The organism is Photorhabdus akhurstii (genome assembly GCF_019090985.1).
GTDB lineage: Bacteria > Pseudomonadota > Gammaproteobacteria > Enterobacterales > Enterobacteriaceae > Photorhabdus > Photorhabdus akhurstii.
In genome coordinates, this window is sequence record NZ_CP020335.1 from 2,439,470 (window position 1) to 2,462,853 (window position 23,384).

A 23,384-nucleotide genomic window follows, 5' to 3' on the forward strand; every position below is an offset into this window, starting at 1 on the left:
CGATAAATTCGAATGTCACATGCCAATTTCCTGAAATGGTAATAGTAATGTCCATATAAGTAAAAAACCTGAGCCTCTTTTTAAATTTGGAGGAGAGGAATGGATTCGCTGCGCTCACCCTGCGGGCCGCCGTTGGCGGTCCAAACGGCAAGCCGTTTTGTCGAACCCTGTTCGAGGGTTCTCGACCCTCCCTGCGTCGGGGGTATATACAAGCAAAAAAGCCCAAGTATTTAACCTGAGCTTCTCTTCAATTCTGGCGGTGAGGGAGGGATGGATTCGCTGCGCTCACCCTGCGGGCCGCCGTTAGCGGTCCAAAACGGCAAGCCGTTTTGTCGAACCCTGTTCGAGGGTTCTCGACCCTCCCTGCATAGGAGGTATATGCAATTAAAAAAGCCCAAGTATTTAACCTGAGCTTCTCTTCAATTCTGGCGGTGAGGGATGGATTCGCTGCGCTCACCCTGCGGGCCGCCGTTGGCGGTCCAAAACGGCAAGCCGTTTTGTCGAACCTTGTTCGAGGGTTCTCGACCCTCCCTGCGTCGGGGGCATATGCAAGTAAAAAAGCCCAGGTATTTAACCTGAGCTTCTCTTCAATTCTGGCGGTGAGGGAGGGATGGATTCGCTGCGCTCACCCTGCGGGCCGCCGTTGGCGGTCCAAAACGGCAAGCCGTTTTGTCGAACCCTGTTCGAGGGTTCTCGACCCTCCCTGCGTCGGGGGCATATGCAAGTAAAAAAGCCCAGGTATTTAACCTGAGCTTCTCTTCAATTCTGGCGGTGAGGGAGGGATGGATTCGCTGCGCTCACCCTGCGGGCCGCCGTTGGCGGTCCAAAACGGCAAGCCGTTTTGTCGAACCCTAGTCGAGGGTTCTCGACCCTCCCTGCGTCGGGGGCATATGCAAGTAAAAAAGCCCAGGTATTTAACCTGAGCTTCTCTTCAATTCTGGCGGTGAGGGAGGGATTCGAACCCTCGATACGTTTTCACGTATACACACTTTCCAGGCGTGCTCCTTAAGCCTCTCGGACACCTCACCATCTTTTTTTCATCCCAGCAACTTTGTTTAACATCGTCGCTGCAACGGGGCGCTACTATAGGGAAAACCGTTACAAGCGTCAACACTCTTCTGATACTTTTCTTTGGTTTTTTGATTGGTTAGCTAAATAAGAATCAATTCGATGAATTCACACCCACTAACACCACTAAAATAGACAAGTACAAGTTCCTCAATAAGAAAAAAATGAATTCGTTAACTACTTAACATTCTCAAAATTTTCGTAATGATGATTAACAAAGGGGCTTGCAACCTACACCCAATCATCAGATAACCTGTATGAAAATGTAAGATGAGGATAAATAATCGTGGATATTATCTTTTACCACCCCTTTTTTGATGCTGCTCAGTGGATTCAAGGTATGCAGCAACGACTGCCCAATATCAATGTCCGTCAATGGAAACGCGGCGATAATAAGCATGCAGATTATGCAATGGTTTGGGCGCCTCCCTATGAGATGTTGGCTAATCGCTCCGAATTGAAGGGGATTTTTACTTTAGGTGCAGGAGTCGAGGCCATTTTGAAACAGGAGCAACAAAGACCAGGGATGTTGCCCGCCGGCGTGCCACTGATGCGGCTTGAAGATGCGGGGATGGGGCGGCAAATGCAGGAGTATGCGGTAGCAATGGTTTTACATTATTTGCGGCGCATGGATGAGTATAAGTTGCAACAAGGGCAGAGGATGTGGAAACAACTCGTACCCCATGATCGCAAGGATTTTGTCGTGGGCGTGTTGGGCGCCGGTGTTCTGGGACGCACTGTTGCGGAGACGTTAGTTGAGCTTGGCTTTACTGTACGTTGCTGGAGCCGTACTCCAAAACAGGTTAATAATATAGTTAGTTTTCACGGTGAGGATCAATTAGGCGATTTTCTTTCCGGGAGTAAGGCGCTTATCAATTTGCTGCCCGATACACCAAAAACCCGTGGTATTCTGAATTTATCGCTGTTTAGCCAACTAAAACCAAAGTCATATCTGATTAATATCGCACGAGGCGCCCATTTAGTAGAACATGATCTGTTGGTGGCGATTGATAAAGGTTATATCGCCGGGGCTGCATTGGATGTGTTTGTTGAGGAACCACTACCAGAGATGCACCCGTTCTGGACTCATCCTCGTATAACGGTAACGCCACATATTTCGGCTATCACTATTCCCAATATTGCTATGGATACGATTAGTGAAAATATTCGGCGAATTGAAAAGGGAGAATTACCAACCGGTGTTGTGGACATAGAACTAGGATATTAATAACGTCTCTTTACAGTAGGGGCGTCTATTAGAGACAATAATGGCAAAATTGCTATTTATTTGGAAACTGAGATGAATGAATTTTCAATAGTCTGCCGTATTTTAGGGACTTTATTTAATCGTCAACCGCAAGACCCGGTTCTGAAACCACTTCTGACGATGGTTGTCGAAGGTAAATTGAAGCAATCATGGCCATTGGAGCAAGATGCGTTGTTGGATCGTTTGCAACAAAATTGTGATCTGTCAGCAATGCAAGCTGATTATATGGCACTGTTTTATGGAGATGATGCTAGTGTGCCAAGTCGCCGTTCTGACTATACCGGAGAGAGTGAAAACGATATTCGTCAGTTTCTGATTGAACGAGGAATGCCGTTGTCAGATGGGCCAGTCGATCAGTTTGGTTCTCTGCTATTAAGTGCTTCATGGTTGGAGGATCAGGCAGCAGAAGATGAGGTTCAGGGGCAGATTGAGCTGTTTGATGAGTATCTTCTGCCGTGGTGTGGGCAATTTCTGGGGAAAGTGGAGGCCCATGCCACAACCGGTTTCTACCGGACATTAGCAATGATTACTCGTGAAGCGTTACAGGCGTTGAGAGAAGAGCTGGATTCTTAATTTTAAAATGATAAAAAGGCAAATAATTTCGAATTATTTGCCTTTTTGCTATATCTCGATGAAAGTTATTTATCGGTCAGCGTAATAACTAATTTGCCGGGTTTTATTTCTAACCTTTCTGCTAATGTTTTAGCGGCGGATTCAGCTTTGCTGTGATCCGGTTTTAATACATAAACCGGGTGAGTATCAAAGAAAGCGCTGAGTGATTTATTCAGGTAAGGAACTAATGCGTCAATCGGTTTTTCCATTTTTTCCGGTGTGATTTGGTAATCAACGATTTCTAATGCTTTCAGAAAAATAGCTCCTTTTTCCTGTTCGAAAACAGGTTGTGCTTTCAGGGTGAGTTTCATATCGGCTTTTGCCAGGCCAAGCAGGGAGGTAATATTTACGTTTGCGCGGCCGGTTAACGCTATTTTGTCAGGTTCTGTCCGGCCAATTTGGCTGGATAGTTCTGTTAATTCAATATCTGCGTTAGCAATACCGTGTAATTCAATCTGTTTCTGGTAATGGACATGTTTTGCCAGATAACCATTAATTAGCTCTTCGCTGATGCTGACACTTTTAAACTGATCGCAACCACTGATTAGCCCCGCTAGCAGCAATACTGCCCCCAAGAAAAATTTTCTCATATCGACTCCTTTATTTTGGAGGGCAGATTTTACCTCATTAATTGCCACTCAGCATGGCAGATTCAATTTTACGTTGGTTGAATTGACGATGCAGGGCATACAGCGTTATCAAGCCAATAATCCCAAGCAGGAACCAGGGCAATTGCGGCATATGCAGAGCATGACCGGTATCATATAACCAACCACCGCCGGTATAACCCAAAGCGCCGCCCAGAGCCAATCCAAGACGGCTAAATCCCATATAACTGCCACGCGCGCGCGGATCAGCCAGTGACGCACTTAATGTTTCACGGGCAGGTTCGGCGGTGACGGTACCGAGATAGAACAGGCAAATAAGGCCAAACAAGGTATTTATTTCACCAATCAAACCGACTGGAAACATACTCAGGCTCATCAGGAAAAGCCCTGCCATTAGACGCTGTTCTAGCCGGAATCGTTTTTCACTCCAGCGGGCGAGCGGATACAGTAAAGTGAGCGATAGGGTTGCTTCAATCGCGTACATCCATTTTACCGCAGCAGGTGTTCCGGCGATTTCATTGACAATAATCGGAAGCATCAGCATTACTTGGACAGACAGCATAAAGTAGCCGGTCAACGTTAAGACATAAGTGAAGAAGCGGCGATCTTTAATAACGCGCTGCATCCCTTCCCAGATGGGCGTGCGGGTAGTCGAAATTCGATAGGCAGGGAGGAATAATGCATTCCAGATGGCTGCCAGAACGAAAACACCGGCACCTGTCCAACAGACAAGTTGGAAATCGTATTGCAACAGCCAGCTACCAATCAGTGCGCCGATAACCGCGCCAGCGCTGTCCTGCATCAACAGCAGCGAGAAGAAACGGCCACGCTCGTGCGGTCGAGTCAGTTTGATGACCAGCGCGGTCCGGGGAGGATCAAATAAGGTCCCCCCCAGTGCGGATAATATGCAGGCAAGCCACAGTATCCACGGTTCGGTGGCTAAGGCGATTAAAGCAAAACCAAGAGCGCGTAATAGCATGCCGGTAACGATCATCGGCTTCGCGCCGAAACGGTCTGCAATTGCGCCGCCGAAAATGCCTAAACCTTGTTGTACAAACTGGCGTAAACCAAGCGCAAAACCGACGACTAGCGCGGCCCAGCCCAGTTGCTCAACAAAATGTATTGATATTAAAGGAAATACGACGAAGAAACCCAGAACGACCAGCAAGTTATCGAATAACAGGAAGTACTTACCCAGGCTACGTGCTTGTGAAACCAGTGACATTGCTCACCATTGGAGTAGTAAAATAGGGAGGACCATATAGTTGCTTTATATTTTGTACTTAATTCGATCATTAGGATAGTGAGTTATGGATAATATTTTTTTATCGTAAAGTAATGGTTGGAAGCTGTTTTTTACAGATAAATAGCTTAAATTTTTAACGGATAAATTAATATATACCCTATGGATTTCAAGATGCTTCGCGACGGCAAGGGAACGAATCCCTGGGAGCATAGGAAACTATGTGACCGGGGTGAGTGAGTGCAGCCAACAAAGAGGCAACTTGAAAGATGACGGGTATAGTTAGGGAGAAATAATGTTTGGTTATAGTTCCACTTTACCGAAAGTTCGTCTGATCACGGAACGAATGGTGGTGCGTTTGGTGTACGAGCGGGATGCTTATCGTTTGGCTGAGTACTATTCAGAAAATCACGAATTTCTTAAACCTTGGGAGCCGACCAGAGATAGAAGCCATTGCCAGCCTTCTGGCTGGATAAACCGATTGAATTTAATCATAGAAATGCAAAGACAGAGTGCGGCTTTTCATTTTCTGCTACTTGATCCAAATGAAAATGAAGTTATTGGTGTTGCCAATTTCAGTAATATTCTGCGTGGGGCTTTTCATGCCTGTTATTTGGGATATTCGCTTGGTGAAAAGTGGCAGGGAAAAGGGATGATGTACGAAGCTTTACAACCAGCTATCCGTTATATGCAACGTCAACAAGGGATGCATCGGATTATGGCTAATTATATGCCGGATAATCATCGTAGTGGGAAATTGTTGGAACGATTGGGTTTTGAACGTGAAGGTTATGCCAAGAAATACCTGATGATTAATGGAGTTTGGCAAGATCACGTATTAACCGCATTGACAGATGACAAATGGAGTGGAAAAAGTTGATTATTAAGCTGTACTGTCACCAAATAAAGTAAATTAAATTAGTAATGATGAATTAAACCATCGTTGAAAGTTAGCCTTCCCCGTACCTTATTTTTGACCCTTTTTTAAGGGCTGATTTTAATTTATTGATTTTTAATGGAATATTGTTTCTCTTGTAAAAAAGGGTTTTTTCGTTGTTTTATTAAAATATGCTTTAATCGTCAGTAGGTTGAAGTTAATATGTAACAGTGTTCACTGCCGTACAGGCAGCTTAGAAACCTCGAACTCACCGCTGTCGCTGACTGATTTCGTTCACTGCCGTACAGGCAGCTTAGAAAATTTTAAAAGGTGGGACAACAAAACTGCCATAGTTCACTGCCGTACAGGCAGCTTTATATTAACGGAGGCAACTATGAGTTATACCCGTTACGAAACTGATGTGGTCGTTTGGGCGAATGAGCAAGCAGCATTATTGCGTGCAGGTAAATTCTCTGAGATCGATATAGTTAATATTGTCGAGGAAATTGAGGATGTGGGTAAGAGTGAAAAACGTGAACTAGCAAGTCGTATGGCAGTTTTGTTGTCCCATCTTTTGATGTGGCAATTCCAGCTTGAGCACCGTGGTTCAAGTTGGCAACGAATTATCAAGGAACAGCGAAAGGCACTGGCATTGCATATAAAAGAGACACCCAGCTTGAAAAGCACAATTGCTGATGAAAACTGGTTTGCTAAAGTTTGGTCTGATGCTGTTTCTTCCGCTGTCGATGAAACCGGACTGGATATGTTCCCGGATGAATGTATCTGGAATATAAATCAGATCTTTTCCCAGGAGTTCTATCCTGATTAAACTTCAATGAGTTGATTTATTTGACGCACTGACTTCGGTTGGTGCGTTTTTTGAAGTGGCTATTTGAGCTTTCTGTAGTAAGGCTAGTTGCAAGTCGCCATCATCTAGGCCGAATACGATGTTACATTGGCAGCTTATAAAAGTTAATGAGTTCTAGTGCATAAGCGTGGATTTATGTATACTCGCCGCTTTTGTTAGCAAAGTGAATGATTAACCTTGGTAGATTCACGTAATAAATGCAATATCGTTACTTTGGAAGTAAATATATTCTTATTCCTTTAAATAATTCATTGGATATTTTATTATTGGCTAATTGTTATGGAAATAATTTGAATGTTTTTTTAATCCATAAAAATAGGTATTATCCTAATTGGCCTATTTAATAAGAATAACAATCTAATTGAAAAAAATAGATAAAAAAGAGTGAGTGAAAATAAATATTCATATAACTTGAGTCCGTACATAATTTTATGTTAAATAATAATTTATTGATTTTAAAGGAATATTATTTCTCTTAAAACAGGTTTTTTTATTGTTTTATCGATATGTTTTAACCGTCAGTAGGTTAAAGTTAATATCTAATCTTCCACTGTTGGATAGGTAGCTTAGCAAGCTGGATTAAGATAGTGTGGATTGGTGGTTTTTTGCACTAATACAGGCAACTTAAAAAGTACCGGCAGTTTACAAGTATCTCAGTCGTGTATAATCCATTTTCCATTTTTGCACTGTCATACAGACAGTTCAGAAATCAACTAACATGATTTTGAGATAAATACGATGAATTTATTGAAATCACTGGCTGCGGTTAGCTCTATGACCATGTTCTCTCGGGTTTTGGGCTTTATCCGAGATGCCATTATTGCCCGCATATTTGGGGCAGGTGTTGCAGCGGACGCTTTTTTTGTCGCATTTAAACTGCCTAATTTACTGCGTCGTATTTTTGCCGAAGGCGCCTTTTCTCAGGCATTTGTGCCTATTTTGGCAGAGTATAAGAACCAACAAGGTGATGAAGCGACCCGGACGTTTATTGCTTATGTTTCCGGTATGTTGACGTTAATTCTGGCCATTGTTACTGTGTTGGGGATTTTAAGCGCGCCTTGGGTGATTTATGTTACTGCGCCCGGTTTTACCGATACCGCCGATAAATTTACGCTGACAACAAATCTGTTAAGAATTACCTTCCCTTATATTTTTCTGATATCACTGGCCTCATTGGCAGGTGCGATATTAAATACCTGGAATCGATTTTCTGTTCCTGCCTTCGCTCCGACGTTACTTAATATCAGCATGATTGTGTTTGCGTTATTTGTTGCCCCTTATTGTAATCCGCCGGTGATGGCATTGGGTTGGGCGGTGATTGTGGGAGGAATTTTGCAGCTCTTATATCAGCTTCCTCATTTAAAAAAGATTGGTATGCTGGTATTACCGCGTATTTCTTTCCGTGACAGCGGCGTATGGCGGGTTATGCGGCAGATGGGACCCGCAATTCTTGGGGTTTCAGTCGGCCAGATTTCGTTAATTATTAATACGATTTTCGCCTCATTTCTGGTGTCCGGTTCTGTCTCCTGGATGTATTACGCTGACCGTTTAATGGAATTACCTTCAGGTGTATTGGGTGTTGCGCTTGGGACAATTCTTTTACCTTCACTGGCGAAAAGTTTTTCCAGCGGAAATCATGAGGAGTACACCAAATTAATGGATTGGGGGCTGAGGCTCTGTTTTTTGTTAGCACTGCCTTGTGCTGTTGCTTTAGGTATGTTGGCAGAACCTTTAATCGTTTCTCTGTTTCAATACGGTAATTTTACCGCATTTGATTCTGCAATGACCCAAAAAGCGTTAATTGCTTACTGCTTTGGACTGATGGGGCTAATTATTGTTAAGGTGCTGGCGCCGGGTTTTTATTCTCGTCAAGATATTAAAACCCCGGTGAAAATTGCGATTGCTACTTTGGTTCTGACTCAGCTAATGAATCTTGCCTTTGTTGGTCCACTAAAACATGCAGGGCTGGCTCTGTCTATCGGTTTGGCATCTTGTTTCAATGCCAGTCTGCTTTACTGGCAATTACGTAAGAAAAATATTTTTAAGCCGTTAGCGGGTTGGGGTGTATTCTTATTTAAACTTGTAGTAGCAATTGCAGTGATGATTGCTGTATTGGCGGTTACTTTGTGGCTGATGCCAGCATGGGAGCAGGGAAATATGGCTATGCGCCTGTTGCGATTAATGGTGGTGGTTATCGCCGGGGCAGGCAGCTATTTTGCCGCGCTGATATCGATGGGTTTTCGGCTGAAAGATTTTTCTCACCGCGGCTTTCAATAAATTGAGATATCCCGGTAATTATTATGAAATCAAGCTGTGCTTGAGTTTTCTGAAATTACTGGGATATCCGCTAATAAATATATTAAATTTCCAGTCCGGCTAGGAATTAAGTTTAAATGATGCTAATTGAAGTTTAATCGTTTTTTTATCTGCATCATAATTGAATAATTCTGTATGACATTATGAAATATTATGGAGGAATAAAATGTTATATCGGCAAAATAATATATTCCTATTTTAAGAAAGAGCATTAAATGCCAGATAGAGATTGTTTTTTTCGTCAATAATATATTGGTTTATTATTTGATTTTTTATGATTATCATAGTGAATGATTTAATTTTTCTCTAAAATTTATCGCTATATTTATTCATTATTTATATCTGTTAGCTAAGTTATTTTATAATATTTATATTTCTTCGGTTTGAAATTATCAATATGCTAAAATTTACAATTTAATTTTGTTTGCATCCGCTTTATGAATGAAAAATTAATTATGTGTGTTAGATCGTATTTTTTTACAAATAATATAAAAAATGTTGGGACTAAGCAGTTTGCTGGCTACTATGTCTGATGGAGAAGTTATTGATTATCTGGCAAAACATGATCTGGTGCAGATGAATATTAATAAACAGGCGTTATTATTTGACGATGAATAGGGGAGAAGGAGCTGTATTTATGTCAGAAAAATTGACGGATTGGTTAGATTCAATTAAGCAGGTAGATAATGCGGAAGTGAGCATTGAATTATCTTAAAAGTAAATAATTAGCATTGTTCAGTGTTCAGCCGGTCATTCATGAGTTATATGCCTTATGGATTTCAAGATGAATCGCGACGGCAAGGAGTGAATCCCTGGGAGCATAGAGAACTATATTACCGGGGTGAGTGCAGCCAACAAAGAGGCAACTTGAAAGATAACGGGTATAGATTAATCGGCTAACTTCGACAGATTTAATTGGGAGGGAATAATTTATGTGGTTTGAAAAATTAAGTCATATTCAATCAGATAAAACGGAACATATCTTATTTTGTTTTCCTTATGCGGGTGGTTCAGCAGAAGTTCTTCGTAGCCTGAGTAACTGTTTAGCAAAAAATATCGTAGTATATGCATTGCAATTACCGGGTAGCGGCAGCCGTTTTGATGAAGCATTAAGTCGAGATGTGGAAAATATTTTGCAAGCAGTACATGAAGAAATGAAGCGTCTGATTAATGGTAAGCAATTCTCTTTATTTGGGCACAGCAACGGCGGCTTGTTTGCTTATGAATTAGCTAACCGATTAAATAATGAGAATCAGTTTCCGGCAAACGTATTTATTTCTGCGGAAGCGGCGCCACATATTACCAGTTTTAAAGAAGATCCGTTTAATTTATCCGATACTCAATTGAGTGAGCTATTGGTAAAATACGGTGGAACACATGATGAGATCATCAATGATGAAGATTTTAAGGCGGTGTTCTTTCCTGTTATTCGTAATGATTTCTCGCTCAATTACCATATGAAACGTTACTTGCTGTCAAAGCAAAGTGTATCAGAACTCATTTTGATTTATGGGCTACAGGATAAAACGATGTCAAAAGAGGATATATTGGCGTGGGAAAATTATACTTGTGGCGGGATTGATATTCACCTTGTGGATTCTGATCATTTCTTTATCCAGCATATCCCAAAAGTGGTTGCAGATATCATCCATGCAAGAATTGAGTTGAGCACCAAGCGGGAACGTACTGCTGTGTTATAGGTCAAAGCCTAACCGGCGTGATAAGGCAAAATATATATGCCCGATCACGCCAATTTTCAGAAAACAGCGATTATCCGGTTACATCCGTTCTACCGTCTCAATGCCCAAAGTATTCAGACCTTGTTTCAATGTTTTCGCGGTCAGGAGCGCCAGTTTCAGGCGGCTTTGACGCAACTCTTCACTTTCAGCATTGAGGATCTGGCAGTGTTCATAGAAGCTAGAGAACAGACCGGCCAGATCGTACAGGTAAGCACACATAACATGTGGCGTACCTTCACGGGCAACGGTGGTGATGGTTTCTTCAAATTGTAACAAACGGGTGGCTAATGCTTGTTCACGCTCTTCATTTAGGATGACGGGTAATGTCAGACTGCTTTCATCAATTTCGGCGCGCTTGAAGATGGAGGCAACACGGGTGTAAGCATATTGCATATAAGGTGCGGTATTGCCTTCAAAAGCGAGCATATTATCCCAATCGAAGATGTAATCTGTGGTTCGGCTCTTGGAGAGATCGGCATATTTCACGGCGCCGATACCTACAGCTTCGACCACTTTTTTCAGTTCATCTTCTGGCATATCCGGGTTCTTTTCACGGATCAGGGTATTGGCGCGTTCAATGGCTTCGTCCAATAGATCGGTCAATCTGACCGTGCCGCCGGCGCGAGTTTTAAATGGCTTGCCATCTTTACCTAACATCATGCCGAACATATGGTGTTCCAGCGACACGGATTCTGGCACATAACCAGCTTTACGAACGATGGTCCAGGCTTGCGTCAAATGTTGATGTTGACGGGAATCGATGTAATAAAGCACACGGTCAGCGTGCAAGGTTTCATGACGGTATTTCGCGCAGGCGATATCTGTTGTGGTGTAAAGATAACCCCCATCTTTCTTTTGGATAATAACGCCCATCGGTTCACCTTCTTTGTTTTTATACTCATCAAGGTAAACCACGGTTGCGCCATCGCTTTCCACTGCCAGCCCTTGCTGTTTCAGATCAGCGACAATACCGGGCAGTAGATCGTTGTACAGACTTTCACCCATGACAGAATCTTTAGTCAGCGTGACATTCAGACGATCATAGGTTTGTTGATTTTGGGCCATCGTGATATCCACTAGCTTGCGCCACATGGTACGGCAATATTCATCACCGCCTTGCAGTTTCACCACATAGCCACGGGCGCGGATGGCAAACTCTTCGTCTTCATCGTAATTCTTTTTCGCTTCGCGATAGAAAGCTTCCAGATCGGATAATGCCATATCGCTGGCATTTTCATTTTGCACTTTTTCCAGATAGGCAATCAGCATACCAAACTGGGTTCCCCAGTCACCCACATGGTTGGCGCGGATAACCTTATGACCGAGGAATTCAAGTGTACGGACGGCAGCATCACCAATAATAGTGGAGCGTAGATGACCAACGTGCATCTGTTTCGCTACATTGGGGGCGGAATAATCGACAACAATAGTTTGTGATTCGGCTGGAGTAACGCCCAGTTTCTCATCTTTCAGGGCAGTTTCGATATTCGCTGCAATCCACGCTTGATCAAGGAAGATATTGATAAAGCCGGGGCCGGCGATTTCAACTTTACTGGCTATACCTTGCAGATCTAGCAGGCTAACAACTTTTTCTGCCAGTTGTCGGGGGGGCATACCCACTTTTTTCGCGGCGGCCATCACTCCATTGGCCTGATAATCGCCAAACTGCGCTTTCGCGGATTGGCGGATGTGAGCTTCGCTGTCGGCTGGAGCACCTGCTGCAATCAGCGCCTGGCTGACTTTTTCTGAAAGAATCGCCTGAATATTCACCTGGTTACCTTAAATGACGAACAAGAAATAGGTATATTGTAGCAAACAATATCCTTTGCAAAATGGTTCATAAGAAAAAACGGCGGGTTTTATACCATATTCAACACATGACATACCACTTTACTGTTGCTTTGTGCCAAGTTGCGAAGAGAAAAAACGCGTTTCCTCGAAAAATTATGATCGTGACTATAATGCCGTAATAAATATACGGCATAAGAGAAGGAACGGTCATGGAAGTATGGCAAACGAACGAACAGGAAAACCAGAGGCTTTTTTAGGTTTGGCTACGATATTAAAAATGACTGCGCCACGTACAGGTACTTGGTCTAAGTTAGCCAACAGTTCTATCTGATAAGTATCTTGCTTTAAGACATAATCTTCGCCCAACAAGGCATTATTCTTTCTAAAGTCTTTAGCTGCGTCGGTATCAAATGTTTCATGTCCAATGGCTTTAACATGACGCTCCTCAAATAAAAATTTAAGGGCATCTACTCCCCACCCAGGTATTTGGTTATTGCCCGAATCATCTTTATTGTCCATTTTTTCCTGGGATGGCCAGCGTTTACTCCAATCCGTTCTGAGCGCAACGAAAGTACCTGCCTCAATAACGCCATATTCTTCTTCAAATTTAAGAATATCTTCTTTGGAAAGTGAAAAGTTAGGGTCCTGTTTTGCTCTTTCTGATTGATCAAGCACGATTAGAGGTAAAACCAATTCTTTTAATTCCAGTTCATCAACATAACGGGTATTAGGAACAAAGTGGCAGGGAGCATCAATGTGAGTCCCATATTGGCCGGGAAAAGAAAATTTCTGAACAAAAAAGCCATCTTTGTAATCAAAAAGTGTTTTAAATTCTGCGGAGTCAAGCATAAAAAAATGTGGAGAATCTTTATCGAAGCTATGCGTCAAGTCGACCCATTTTTTTGACTTCAATAAAGTGAGCGCTTGTAAAATGCTATTTGACATAAAAAACCTCATTTTTGATAATTTATTGATGTTATTTTTACCACTATTACATGATTAATGCTGTAAGATTTGTTGCCGTAAATAGTGATGTTCCTCATATTTTATTCACTTTTATTGTTCCAGTAATGAACATACGACGTAAAAGCATAATAGATTTAAAGGCGGCAGGACTCGGCGTTTCTGACTACCGAGGTTTGTGTTAGATTTGTCAGGTACGAGCACATCAGGTTATGTTTCTTATAAACGCAGAATTATAAAGAAATAACAAGAAATAATATATTTGATTTTTACATTAGTTAAAATTCAAAATCAAATATAATAAAAAAATATATATTATATGTTTTTGGGGCATTGTTCTTAATGTGATTTATTTCTATCTTATTGTTATTTAATGTTTTTTATTTTAAGTAAATTTCATTGATTAAAATTGAAAATCTTTTGCAAATTATTTGTTGAAATTTTTAATAAAAAAGAAATTAATATCGTTTATGATTTAATGAATCCCGAAAAGCTCATCAGCATTGATCTAAAAAGGAACGACTATGCTTTGGAAGAATACTTCTAACCAATTTGGTCATTTATCTGTCCTGCTACACTGGCTGGTTGCCTTGGTCGTGTACGGCATGTTTGCGTTAGGGCTGTGGATGGTGACATTGGGGTATTACGATACGTGGTATCACAAAGCGCCTGAAATTCATAAAAGCATCGGAATAGTGCTGCTGATAGTAATGGTTGTACGTGTTATCTGGCGTTTTGTTTCTCCACCACCAAAACCATTAGCCAGTTATAGCCGCTTAATCAGAGTCAGTGCTGTTTTAATGCATATTTTGTTGTATATCTTGCTGTTTAGCATTTTGATTAGTGGTTATTTAATTTCGACTGCTGATGGACAGTCAATAGCTGTCTTTGACTGGTTTACTGTGCCAGCCACATTAACGGGTCAGGGCGAACAGGCAGATACTGCCGGAATGATTCATCTTTACCTTGCTTGGGCGGTGGTAATTTTATCGCTATTACATGCTGTTGCGGCATTAAAACACCATTTTATTGATCGTGATGCAACCTTAAAGCGGATGCTAGGTTTCCGTCCTGAATAATACAAAAGACGATTATGGAGAAGAATATGTTGAAGAAGACATTACTTGGTCTGACTGCGGGTGCATTGTTACTAAATGCAGGTTCGGCATTAGCTGCCGATTATAAAATTGATATACCAGGCCAGCACGCCTTTATTCAATTCCGTATTCAGCATTTGGGATATAGCTGGCTATATGGAACATTTAAAGATTTTAATGGTTCTTTCACATTTGATGAGAAAAACCCGGCTGCGGATAAAGTTGATGTGACGATCAAAATAGCCAGCTTGGACACTAACCACGCTGAACGTGATAAACACCTGCGTGGTAAAGACTTCTTTAATACGGATAAATATCCTGAAGCAAAATTCACCTCAACCGCAGTGAAAAAAGAGGGGAATAAATATATTGTCACAGGTGATCTGACTTTAAACGGTGTGACAAAGCCCGTGGTACTGAATGCAGAACTACTGGGTGAAGGTAAAGATCCGTGGGGTGGTTACCGCGCAGGTTTTGACGCTTACGGTAAAATCAAACTGAAAGACTTTAATTTCCAAAAAGATTTGGGGCCTAAATCACAGGAAGCGGAATTGCTGATCTCTATCGAAGGCATCCGAGAAAAGTAATACGCTGATTACTTAACTTAGTAGTGTAATTTATTAACGGCTGCGCATTGCGTAGCCTGTTTTATTGATAGGCAAAACCTTCTTTCCAGTTGATCTCATAGATGATACTGTTGTTATATACAGTTTTAATGCGATTGATTGTATGTGGTTTTGAGTAGATAAGATCTTATTGCAGCTACATTAACCGAATAAAATATCAATATTGTGTTTTGTTTGGTGCATACATAGTGTTATCAGATTGATACAAGTATCACTTGCAAGTAAACTTAGTATAGCGGCTGAGTGTTTATTAGTCGTTATGGTTAAATTATGTCTTAATAATACAGAGGGTAAGGGGAGGGGGTTATGTCATCATTTACAAAACTGATAGATAAGGCATATGTTTCTCCTGATAAAATTATTAGAGGAACTGCCAAACTGATAAAACCTGAAAGCGCCGCCACTGAAGACAGCTCTCAGAGGTTGCTGATTAGAAATGACGGCACTGTCATGATTAACAGAAAGAATAGTGATGTGATAGCGGCTTTTGAACATAATATAAAAGCGTTATCAAAGAGAAAATAACTATTATGTGGCCTGTTTTTATTACCTTTGTTTTGATCTGTGGCTATAAATATATTGATAGCGACATACCATCAAAAATTGAGTTATAAAAAGCGTAAGGGTGGAATGCTTACTTTCAAGTAGCTTTAAAAGGCGGTGAGTTTTTAATCGCTGGCTTTGTCATGGCTGTATTTATTAATGTTCTATTGTATTTAGCAATGTATATTATGAATGTACCTGCATATTTGGGCGCAAAATACACTAGTTTACATTTGCTACAGACTTGAATGGACTCAGATACGCCACTGCAAGCTTTTTTTCATGGATTGTAGTTATATCTACGGTTCTTATGAGTATAAGCCAAGCTTCAATCGCTAAAAATAGATCAGAAAACTATGCATACCGGATTAAAGCCATTAGGAATAATGCTAAAAAAGATTCTGTAAATGAATTATTACTAAAATCCTTGGAGTGCGGTCTTCTTGTTATGGTTACTCTCAAATCTCGAAAGGTGTATGTTGGAATGGTTGATGAAGCGAAGTTTTACAATTTCCATACCCATTCAGATGCAATGGTATCAATTATACCATTTATAAGTGGATACCGTGATAAAGACAGCTTATCTTTTACGGTCGAGCATAATTATACGGATATTTATAGTGGAAAAGATATAACATTAAACTCTGAACCATTATCAGTATATCAATTCCGACATATATTACCGATAGACCAAATAGAATCTTTTTCTTTATTTGATGTAGATACTTATATATCGTTTGAAGAAAAGCATAGTAAGCATCCATTTGTGGAAAACAGTAATAATAATGATGAGGCTGCTGTTTAATGCGGCCTTTTTCTTATCTGCCAAGTGAAATGATGTGATTTTTCACTTGGCATGATATCAATGGGACTGTTTATTATATTGGCAATACGTATTTATATGGTTTTTATTTTTTTTCCTCCAGAGGAGAATGCCGAGACTCTATTATAACATCGACACGAAACTCTCCAGAGTTATCGTAATATACACCGGGTGTATCAGAGAACAGAAGTACCAATTCACCATCTACGGGAACCGTTTTATGGAGCACGCCATTACCAATCCTATAGGTTTTGCCACCAATTTTTGCAACGAGATTGTATTCTGGATTTGTAGAGAGCGTGATGCTACCTTGAGGTGCGGATATCATATTACTTTCTTTGCCGTATCTCACCCATCCGTTAGCGACAATAGATATGATGTCTCCTTGTTTGAGAATAAGTCCTGTGGATTTACCGTTTTCAGCGTTAGCTGGAACACTTCCAGACCAATTAGACATAGTATTACCTCTGAAATTATGTTTTATGGAAATAAATTTTGCCAAAGATGCTTACATATTTGACTAAAATATAATTTATTTTCTTTATGACAGGGTTTCAATGGGAAAATTAGAGTTTGTGATCTGTATCAATTACAATAATCTTTATATCGATGGTTAATTTTAATATTGTAATTTTTTTCTACGTTTTTTATAGAATATTAATTTTATGTTGGAATAATAAATTTATGGTTATTTTTGATTTTAAATGATTATAACGAATCATTAGAATAAAAGAGAATGATTCCATTTTTAATTTCTTGATTTAATTATGTCAGAAAAACAGAATTGCCCTTAATTTTCATTCCGTGCGGAAATTGTGTAAAATGGTTACAGTAAATTATTGATAGATAGTGTTTCTTGTATGGAGCAGTTATTTATTACTACAAAGTGGATGTTTCACACATCAGATGGCTGTTGATTTATAAAAAAGGTATACAGGATGATCTGAGTGAATCAGAGAAGATAGCTATTAATCGATAGGATGACTTTCATGGCTATTGAATTATTAAGACATTTCTATTCTTAATAGGAAATCGGTTAACATTGGGATAAAATAAGTTGGGTAAGATGGTCAATATATCCGGCAATTAAATCATCCATTATATTTACAATAACTTAATCTTTTATTGAATTTGTAACAAAGTGTTACAAATTTCTACTTTTTGTAAATGAAAAAAATGGAAATTATTTCTTGCTATTTGATGATAATTTCATAATTATGACCGAATTTCCTTTATCTAAGTAACATGAAGGAAATTTTGACTCCTGTTCCCTTATTCAAGGGATTAATTGATAGGAATACATTATCTGTCTTCCTGTCATTCAACTCGCTATTACCCACGGCATAAGCGGTGCTTTTTGTCGATGGTAATAGGATTTTTTATTGCCTTAATTCTTGGGTAAAGAGATCAATCAGTTCCATTTTCTGGCAGGAGATTTATGTTGAAAAATATCATACGACAAGGTGACAAAACCTCTCATGGTGGTTCGGTGTTAGCCGGTGATGAGCGTTTTCAGGTTTTGGGCAAAGGGGTAGCGCGGATTAATGATCCGGTGTCCTGTCCAATGTGTGGCGGGCATCAATCCATTGCGGAAGGAACTTCGTCTGTAGTCGGGACTAATCAACAAGGGCTTGCACTGGAAGGCATGAAAACCTCTTGTGGAGCTGTCTTGATCGCTTCGCAAACATTTTCCCAGATAAAAACCTTATAGGACAATGTGTTATGAATAAAAAACAGTCTCTATTCCTACAAGAATTGCAATATATACGGCAATTGGCGCAGGAAGTCGCAAAAGAAAATCCGCATCTGGCAGATTTTTTATCCGAGGGCGCCGGTGATCCGGATATTGAGCGAGTGATGCAGGGCTTTGCGCTGTCAACCGCCCGTATTCGCGAAAAGATTGAGGATGAATTTCCCGAACTCACATTAGGGATGATGGCACATATTTGGCCATATGCCATGTGCCCGGTCCTGCCCACCAGCATCGTTCAATTTTCACCCGCTGGGAAACATCACCTGGCCGCGCTGACGCTACCCGAAGGGACGTTGGTTTCTGCCGGGGAAGGCGAAGAGGAAATCCGTTTTGAAACCTGCTGCCCTCTGCATATCGAACCACTGACGGTGATTGACCGGCAACTGAACGCAACCCCAGAGTACAGTGAAATAACGCTAACACTGCAATGTTCGGAGAATACCTCAGAGTGGCTCAGCCAACCGCTGCATTTCTTTCTGGGCAGCGATCGTCTGCAAGCCGCTGAATTAGCCTTATGGCTTGACTTTCATCTGTGTGATGTCTTTTTGCGAACACAGGACGAAACCATCAGGCTTGATAGCAGTTACCCTGTGCCGGCATTGTGGGGAACCGCGCGGCAAGTCGCTATCCTTCCCGCGCAGAAAACCACGCCATACTCTATATTGCAACTGATGACAGAGTACTATTATCTGCCCCATGTGCATGATTTTGTGACGATTGATATCAAGAAAGGTCGTCGATTGGTGGAGTTGAACGCAGACCGGACATTCGAGCTGATTTTTCGGTTTGATGGTCATCTGATGTTAAACGATATTTCCCAAACCTTTCTGTTGGACTGTGTGCCGGTAAGACATCTGGAGCCGATGAATGCGAAGATCTCGGTAAACAGTGAAGCCAACCATTATCAAATCCCATTGGATTCGACTAAGCAACTGTTCAAGCTGAACCACGTTTACACATCAACTGAGCCGGAGCAGGAGCGCGGGCAACCCTACCGCTATCTGCCTATCGAAAAGTTTATTCCAACCGCTCATTTTCTGCCGGACGCCGAGTTTCTTTACTATTATCAGCTTAGGACGGAATGCGATATTTTGCAGCGAACCCTGCAACATCTTCACTTCTTTGATTGCAATGGCAAACCAGCGGAGAACCTGCCGCCACACTCCATTCTTTGTCAATTTACCGGTTATCGGACACAGGCCGCTAACCTAGGTATCGGTGCTATCAATCAACTGGGAGAAAATGCCTCGGGGCTGAAAGTCAGCAATATCACCCCGGTTTCTACCTGCCACCCACCAATAACGGAGGATAAGGAAGATAGATCGAACTGGACAATCATCTCTTTCCTTTCCATGTCCCCCTGGATGGCGTTTCACACCGACTCATTAAAAAATCTTATTAATATGTTCGATTTCTCCTACGACCAGTCATTAAGCAAACGTATCCAGGAACATATCGACGGTATCGTTCGACTGGATAACATCCCAATAGATCGTCTGGATAAAGGGATTCCAGTGCGGGGCCATCAACTCGTCCTGACATTGAACCCGGATTGTTACGCCAATCAGGGGGAAATGCATCAGTTCAGTCTGGTGGTGTCACGCCTGATGACGCTTTTCATCAGCATGAGAGCTTTTGTGATGATGAAGGTTATTGACGGTCAGACGGGAGAAATCCTGTGGGATTTTCACCACATGATGTTCGGGCTGCGTGCCTATCTGTAATAGTAAACAAAGGAAACAACACTGATGAGTACATTAGATCCGCGAGAATGCTTCGATTGTAGGTTGTTGAAACACTGGGTGGAATTTCAGTTGGTGGATGAACAGGGGAAGCCGCTGGTTAATATGCCTTATAGCCTGATAAGCAAGGGGCTACCGAATTATGTGCGCAAAGGGAAGACGGATGGTTTCGGGGTGCTCAGGGAAGAAGACCTGTCAGCTCATCCCGTGACATTGTATATCCACGCCCAATCGTTGGCCGATGAGATGGAACAGCGTCCGTTGCGGGAAAAACGGGGAGAAGAGGCTTCGGTGGTGAAGCCAAAAGCGGAAGCTGAAGGCCATCAATATCGCTATGTGACTATCGGGCAGATCAGTGATGGGTTGCCAGTGATTCAAGGGTGGGACCCCAAAGACATCCCACCGCCCTATCATTTCCCAGATCCGGAACCCAAAGGGCTTTATTCCCGTCCGCTCAACTGTCGGCATGTGCTGGAGGTATGTCCATTCCGGGCTTGGGTTCTGCTGCTACATCATCAGAAGGAGTATTCCATTGTGAATGCTTATAACCAGTGTTTGATGAGCGTGCTGGCCTATGCCGATGGGGATGTCAATGTAGCAGGCTCCGTTAAACACTTTTTTAACCGGCAAATGGTGGATGTTTCAAAATTGCCCTATAAAGTGGAAACATTGTCAGCAACGCCTGTCGTTTACGATGTGCCGTTTAGTGAACGTTACATTCAGGTGGAATTTATTGATTCAAAAGCAGGAGATAATAAACAGGGTGATACTCAGTTGTTTTATGCAGCTAGTAAAAATGATGTGATTGTCAGTTGGCGGGGTACAGCCAGCAAGGATGATATCCTGACAGATGCCACATACCAACCTCTGGGGTTAGGTTGCGATGAAAAAGCACTATGCAACGGGTTTATTCACAGTGGCAAAGTACATAAAGGTTTTTGGGAAGCATTTAGCCTTGTTGCAAAGCTAAGAGTTCCCAGTGATACAACTCAAGAAGTCTTTAGCGATATAAATGACTTGGCTAAAAGCAGAAGGTTATTTATTTGCGGCCATAGCTTAGGAGGAGCGCTGGCATTACTACACTGTGCGCAACTAAAAGCACATAATCCGTGTTTTTACAGCTATGGAATGCCTCGGGTGTTAACTGTCAGTGCGATCCGGGAACTAGCGGATATCACCCATTACCGCCATGTGAATGAAGATGACCCGATCCCGTCCTTACCACCGGAAAAAAATCTGGATAACTGGCTATATAATTGTTGGGGACCACTCGGTTATCTATTCAGCCCTATTGAGTTACTGGATTTTACTAAAAGTGGTGAAATTTTCCTGCATCACGGAAAAATAGTGCACTTTTGTAAAATCAACCTGGTTATTGAATGGCAGGAAGAACGTAACCCAAGCAACCATATACGGCTCAGAACCACCTTACCCACTAAAACAAAACTGTATTTAATTCCGTCGCTAAACCTTGAAACGGAACATCATCTAAAGAATGCGGGTGAGATTCAGAAAGGATTTTTTAAGCAAATAAGTGATGCGGATAAAGCTAAATGGTTTCCGTTGAATGAGAATCCGACCGAAAAAGATGCCTTAGATTTCCCAGCTCACCGTTCAAGGAAATATGCCTGCTACATTGGTGCACGACTGGCAGAACTGATTGCACCGGGTAAATACCATTTTTTCCGAGATCAAGAACAGCTATTTGAAAAGACTCTGAATGAGAGGACCGATATTGTCGCAGATATTCGGCAACGCGATGCACTATTTTTACAGATGGACCATCAATTAAAGCAAACTCTGATTTACACTCAACAAGATAAACATGGACTATTGGCCTTAACACGCTATACGGATAATACCGTAGAGATTGAGGAAGATTTACTATGACAAATATCAAGCAATACTTATTAGTTTTGTTGATCACATTAATATCAGGCTGTGCTGACCCTAACGAACCGCTTTCTCCTCCTAAAGAGAATCAGTGGATCACCGTAGAAGGGGTAGCACCGAAATATACCGAACCACATGTGTCCGCAGAGTATATCTCAAAAGATTGCCTTGAGTATCGTCTGGATTCCAATATGTCGCCTTTTAAGGTACCAACTTATAACGGATTACGTTTAAAGGATGTAAAGGCTGATCCTAAAACCGGTTACTTTCAGGCGAAATTACCGTTTAATGGCGGTGGCCGGTGCAAATGGAAAATTAATCGGGCTTTTGTGTCGGTGAGTTATACCGATGTCCGCCATCTGGTGAAAGATGCTATTCCGTATTCGGCAACCGGTTTAATCGCATTTATCAATGATGCTGTCCAGACAAACATTAGCGAAATGCCCGCATCGAATACGATTGATTTTAGCCCGATTATTTACCCTGTTTTGAAAGTAGTTGAAGGTCGACCAAACCGGGTATTCTTACAAGGCGAAGTATCAAAAATGCGCCCTTTTCGACTTATGTTAACTCTAGGAGCTAAATGGAAAATTATCTTTAAACCTAAATTGGATGAAACCAAAATGGCGAAGGTTACAGTGACTGACGGGAAAGGTGAATGGGTTGAATATCCGGGCGGCAAGATTGATAAGGGTACTCAATTAGTGGATTTTCGGTTCATGTACATGAACATGAAGTAACGCTGTAGGAATTGAGGAAAACTTACCATGATAAATATTAAACAATACTTATCGATCTTATCAGTGATTTTAATATCAGGCTGTGCTGACCCTAATGAGCCGCTTTCTCCTCCTAAAGAGAATCAGTGGATCACCGTAGAAGGGGTAGCGCCAAAATATACCGAACCGCATGTATCCGCTGTGTATATCTCAAAAGATTGCCTTAAATATCGTCTGGATTCCAATATGTCGCCTTTTAAAGTACCGACTTATAACGGATTACGTTTGGAGGATATAAAGGCTGATCCGCAAACTGGTTACTTTCAGGCGAAATTACCTTTTAATGGTGGAGGACGATGTAAATGGAAGATTGATCGAGCCTTTGTGTCGGTCAGTTATACCGATGTCCATCATCTGGTGAGAGATGCTATTCCGTATTCGGCAACCGGTTTAATCGCATTTATCAATGATGCTTCCCAGACGAATATTAGCGAAATCCCCGCATCGAATACGATTGATTTTAACCCGGTTATTTACCCTGTTTTAGAAGTAGTTGAAGGATTTCCAAAAACCGTATCCTTACAAGGTGAAGTATTAAAAATGCGCTCCTTTCGACTGAAATTAACTCCAGGAGCTAAATGGAAAATTATCTTTAAGCCTAAACTGGATGAAACAAAAATGGCGAAGGTTACAGTGACTGACGGGAAAGGTGAATGGGTTGAATATCCGGGCGGCAAGATTGATAAGGGTACTCAATTAGTCGATTTTCGGTTCATGTACATGAATATGAGGTAACGCTATCAGAGTAGCTTATTTATTTCTAATCAGATTAACAA

Annotated in this window: 20 protein-coding genes, 1 tRNA gene and 3 other RNA genes; 15 read left to right on the top strand and 9 right to left on the bottom strand. The window is 41.5% G+C overall.

Annotated elements, in window-relative coordinates; translation table 11 throughout:
- Positions 1 to 254: 254 nt before the first annotated feature.
- From B0X70_RS10655 to B0X70_RS10670, 4 genes are all read right to left on the bottom strand, one after another.
- A non-coding RNA gene (locus B0X70_RS10655) (RtT sRNA) lies at positions 255 to 378 on the bottom strand.
- 216 nt (positions 379 to 594) lie between these two features.
- Positions 595 to 718, bottom strand: a non-coding RNA gene (locus B0X70_RS10660) — RtT sRNA.
- Positions 719 to 766: 48 nt separating this feature from the next.
- Positions 767 to 890: non-coding RNA, RtT sRNA (locus B0X70_RS10665), on the bottom strand.
- Between the two features lie 48 nt (positions 891 to 938).
- A tRNA-Ser gene (locus B0X70_RS10670) sits at positions 939 to 1,028 on the bottom strand.
- A gap of 326 nt (positions 1,029 to 1,354) precedes the next feature.
- Between B0X70_RS10670 and ghrA the strand changes: the two genes are divergently transcribed.
- Together ghrA and B0X70_RS10680 are read left to right on the top strand one after the other, a co-directional pair.
- Positions 1,355 to 2,296, top strand: a complete 942-nt coding sequence (ghrA, locus tag B0X70_RS10675; protein ID WP_036814249.1) for a glyoxylate/hydroxypyruvate reductase GhrA — start codon at positions 1,355 to 1,357, stop codon at positions 2,294 to 2,296.
- Positions 2,297 to 2,368: 72 nt separating this feature from the next.
- Positions 2,369 to 2,908 (top strand): TorD/DmsD family molecular chaperone, encoded by a 540-nt coding sequence (locus tag B0X70_RS10680; RefSeq protein ID WP_036814250.1) that lies wholly within the window; start codon positions 2,369 to 2,371, stop codon positions 2,906 to 2,908.
- 65 nt (positions 2,909 to 2,973) lie between these two features.
- Here B0X70_RS10680 and B0X70_RS10685 read toward each other — a convergent pair whose 3' ends face one another.
- Positions 2,974 to 3,537: a lipoprotein gene (locus B0X70_RS10685; protein ID WP_217471478.1), complete on the bottom strand. Its 564-nt coding sequence runs from the start codon at positions 3,535 to 3,537 to the stop codon at positions 2,974 to 2,976.
- Between the two features lie 37 nt (positions 3,538 to 3,574).
- Positions 3,575 to 4,780: a multidrug efflux MFS transporter MdtH gene (gene mdtH, locus B0X70_RS10690; RefSeq protein WP_217471479.1), complete on the bottom strand. Its 1,206-nt coding sequence runs from the start codon at positions 4,778 to 4,780 to the stop codon at positions 3,575 to 3,577.
- Positions 4,781 to 5,093: 313 nt separating this feature from the next.
- Between mdtH and rimJ the strand changes: the two genes are divergently transcribed.
- The 4 genes from rimJ (at position 5,094) to B0X70_RS10710 (ending at position 10,559) form a co-directional block, all read left to right on the top strand.
- Complete coding sequence (rimJ, locus tag B0X70_RS10695) at positions 5,094 to 5,678, top strand: ribosomal protein S5-alanine N-acetyltransferase (RefSeq protein WP_036778615.1); 585 nt, start codon at positions 5,094 to 5,096, stop codon at positions 5,676 to 5,678.
- 391 nt (positions 5,679 to 6,069) lie between these two features.
- Positions 6,070 to 6,504 carry a DUF29 domain-containing protein gene (locus B0X70_RS10700; RefSeq protein ID WP_217471480.1) on the top strand — a complete coding sequence of 145 codons (435 nt, stop codon included), beginning with the start codon at positions 6,070 to 6,072 and terminating at the stop codon, positions 6,502 to 6,504.
- A gap of 777 nt (positions 6,505 to 7,281) precedes the next feature.
- Entirely contained in the window at positions 7,282 to 8,820 is a 1,539-nt protein-coding gene (murJ, locus tag B0X70_RS10705; RefSeq protein ID WP_217471481.1) for a murein biosynthesis integral membrane protein MurJ, read from the top strand.
- A gap of 971 nt (positions 8,821 to 9,791) precedes the next feature.
- A complete protein-coding gene (locus tag B0X70_RS10710; RefSeq protein WP_105398795.1) occupies positions 9,792 to 10,559 on the top strand; it encodes a thioesterase II family protein in 768 nt (255 codons plus the stop codon).
- Positions 10,560 to 10,637: 78 nt separating this feature from the next.
- Here the strand turns inward: B0X70_RS10710 and argS are convergent, their stop codons facing one another.
- Positions 10,638 to 12,368: an arginine--tRNA ligase gene (argS, locus tag B0X70_RS10715; protein ID WP_217471482.1), complete on the bottom strand. Its 1,731-nt coding sequence runs from the start codon at positions 12,366 to 12,368 to the stop codon at positions 10,638 to 10,640.
- 228 nt (positions 12,369 to 12,596) lie between these two features.
- A complete protein-coding gene (locus tag B0X70_RS10720) occupies positions 12,597 to 13,334 on the bottom strand; it encodes a cyclase family protein (RefSeq protein WP_036778606.1) in 738 nt (245 codons plus the stop codon).
- A 542-nt stretch (positions 13,335 to 13,876) separates the two neighbouring features.
- Between B0X70_RS10720 and B0X70_RS10725 the strand changes: the two genes are divergently transcribed.
- From B0X70_RS10725 to B0X70_RS25140, 4 genes are all read left to right on the top strand, one after another.
- A complete protein-coding gene (locus B0X70_RS10725) occupies positions 13,877 to 14,431 on the top strand; it encodes a cytochrome b (RefSeq protein ID WP_036778604.1) in 555 nt (184 codons plus the stop codon).
- A 26-nt stretch (positions 14,432 to 14,457) separates the two neighbouring features.
- The gene (locus B0X70_RS10730) at positions 14,458 to 15,036 is read left to right on the top strand and encodes a YceI family protein (protein ID WP_046397694.1); all 579 of its coding nucleotides are present in this window, start codon (positions 14,458 to 14,460) and stop codon (positions 15,034 to 15,036) included.
- A 345-nt stretch (positions 15,037 to 15,381) separates the two neighbouring features.
- Positions 15,382 to 15,600: a hypothetical protein gene (locus B0X70_RS10735; RefSeq protein ID WP_036814267.1), complete on the top strand. Its 219-nt coding sequence runs from the start codon at positions 15,382 to 15,384 to the stop codon at positions 15,598 to 15,600.
- Between the two features lie 328 nt (positions 15,601 to 15,928).
- Complete coding sequence (locus B0X70_RS25140; protein WP_246593490.1) at positions 15,929 to 16,423, top strand: hypothetical protein; 495 nt, start codon at positions 15,929 to 15,931, stop codon at positions 16,421 to 16,423.
- Between the two features lie 103 nt (positions 16,424 to 16,526).
- Here the strand turns inward: B0X70_RS25140 and B0X70_RS10745 are convergent, their stop codons facing one another.
- On the bottom strand, positions 16,527 to 16,898 hold the full coding sequence (locus tag B0X70_RS10745) for a LecA/PA-IL family lectin (protein ID WP_046397697.1): 372 nt from the start codon (positions 16,896 to 16,898) through the stop codon (positions 16,527 to 16,529).
- Between the two features lie 981 nt (positions 16,899 to 17,879).
- On the opposite strand from B0X70_RS10745, the gene B0X70_RS10750 reads away from it, so the two are divergent.
- Genes B0X70_RS10750 through B0X70_RS10770 form a run of 5 tightly spaced genes read left to right on the top strand, consistent with a single transcriptional unit; the run spans position 17,880 to position 23,343 of the window.
- On the top strand, positions 17,880 to 18,152 hold the full coding sequence (locus tag B0X70_RS10750) for a PAAR domain-containing protein (RefSeq protein ID WP_046397698.1): 273 nt from the start codon (positions 17,880 to 17,882) through the stop codon (positions 18,150 to 18,152).
- 11 nt (positions 18,153 to 18,163) lie between these two features.
- Positions 18,164 to 19,918, top strand: a complete 1,755-nt coding sequence (locus B0X70_RS10755) for a type VI secretion system baseplate subunit TssF (RefSeq protein WP_217471483.1) — start codon at positions 18,164 to 18,166, stop codon at positions 19,916 to 19,918.
- A gap of 24 nt (positions 19,919 to 19,942) precedes the next feature.
- The gene (locus tag B0X70_RS10760; RefSeq protein ID WP_217471484.1) at positions 19,943 to 21,826 is read left to right on the top strand and encodes a Tle2 family T6SS lipase effector; all 1,884 of its coding nucleotides are present in this window, start codon (positions 19,943 to 19,945) and stop codon (positions 21,824 to 21,826) included.
- Complete coding sequence (locus B0X70_RS10765) at positions 21,823 to 22,569, top strand: hypothetical protein (protein WP_217471485.1); 747 nt, start codon at positions 21,823 to 21,825, stop codon at positions 22,567 to 22,569. The genes B0X70_RS10760 and B0X70_RS10765 overlap by 4 nt, the downstream gene beginning before the upstream one ends.
- 27 nt (positions 22,570 to 22,596) lie before the next feature.
- Positions 22,597 to 23,343: a hypothetical protein gene (locus B0X70_RS10770; RefSeq protein WP_217471486.1), complete on the top strand. Its 747-nt coding sequence runs from the start codon at positions 22,597 to 22,599 to the stop codon at positions 23,341 to 23,343.
- Positions 23,344 to 23,384 lie beyond the last annotated feature (41 nt).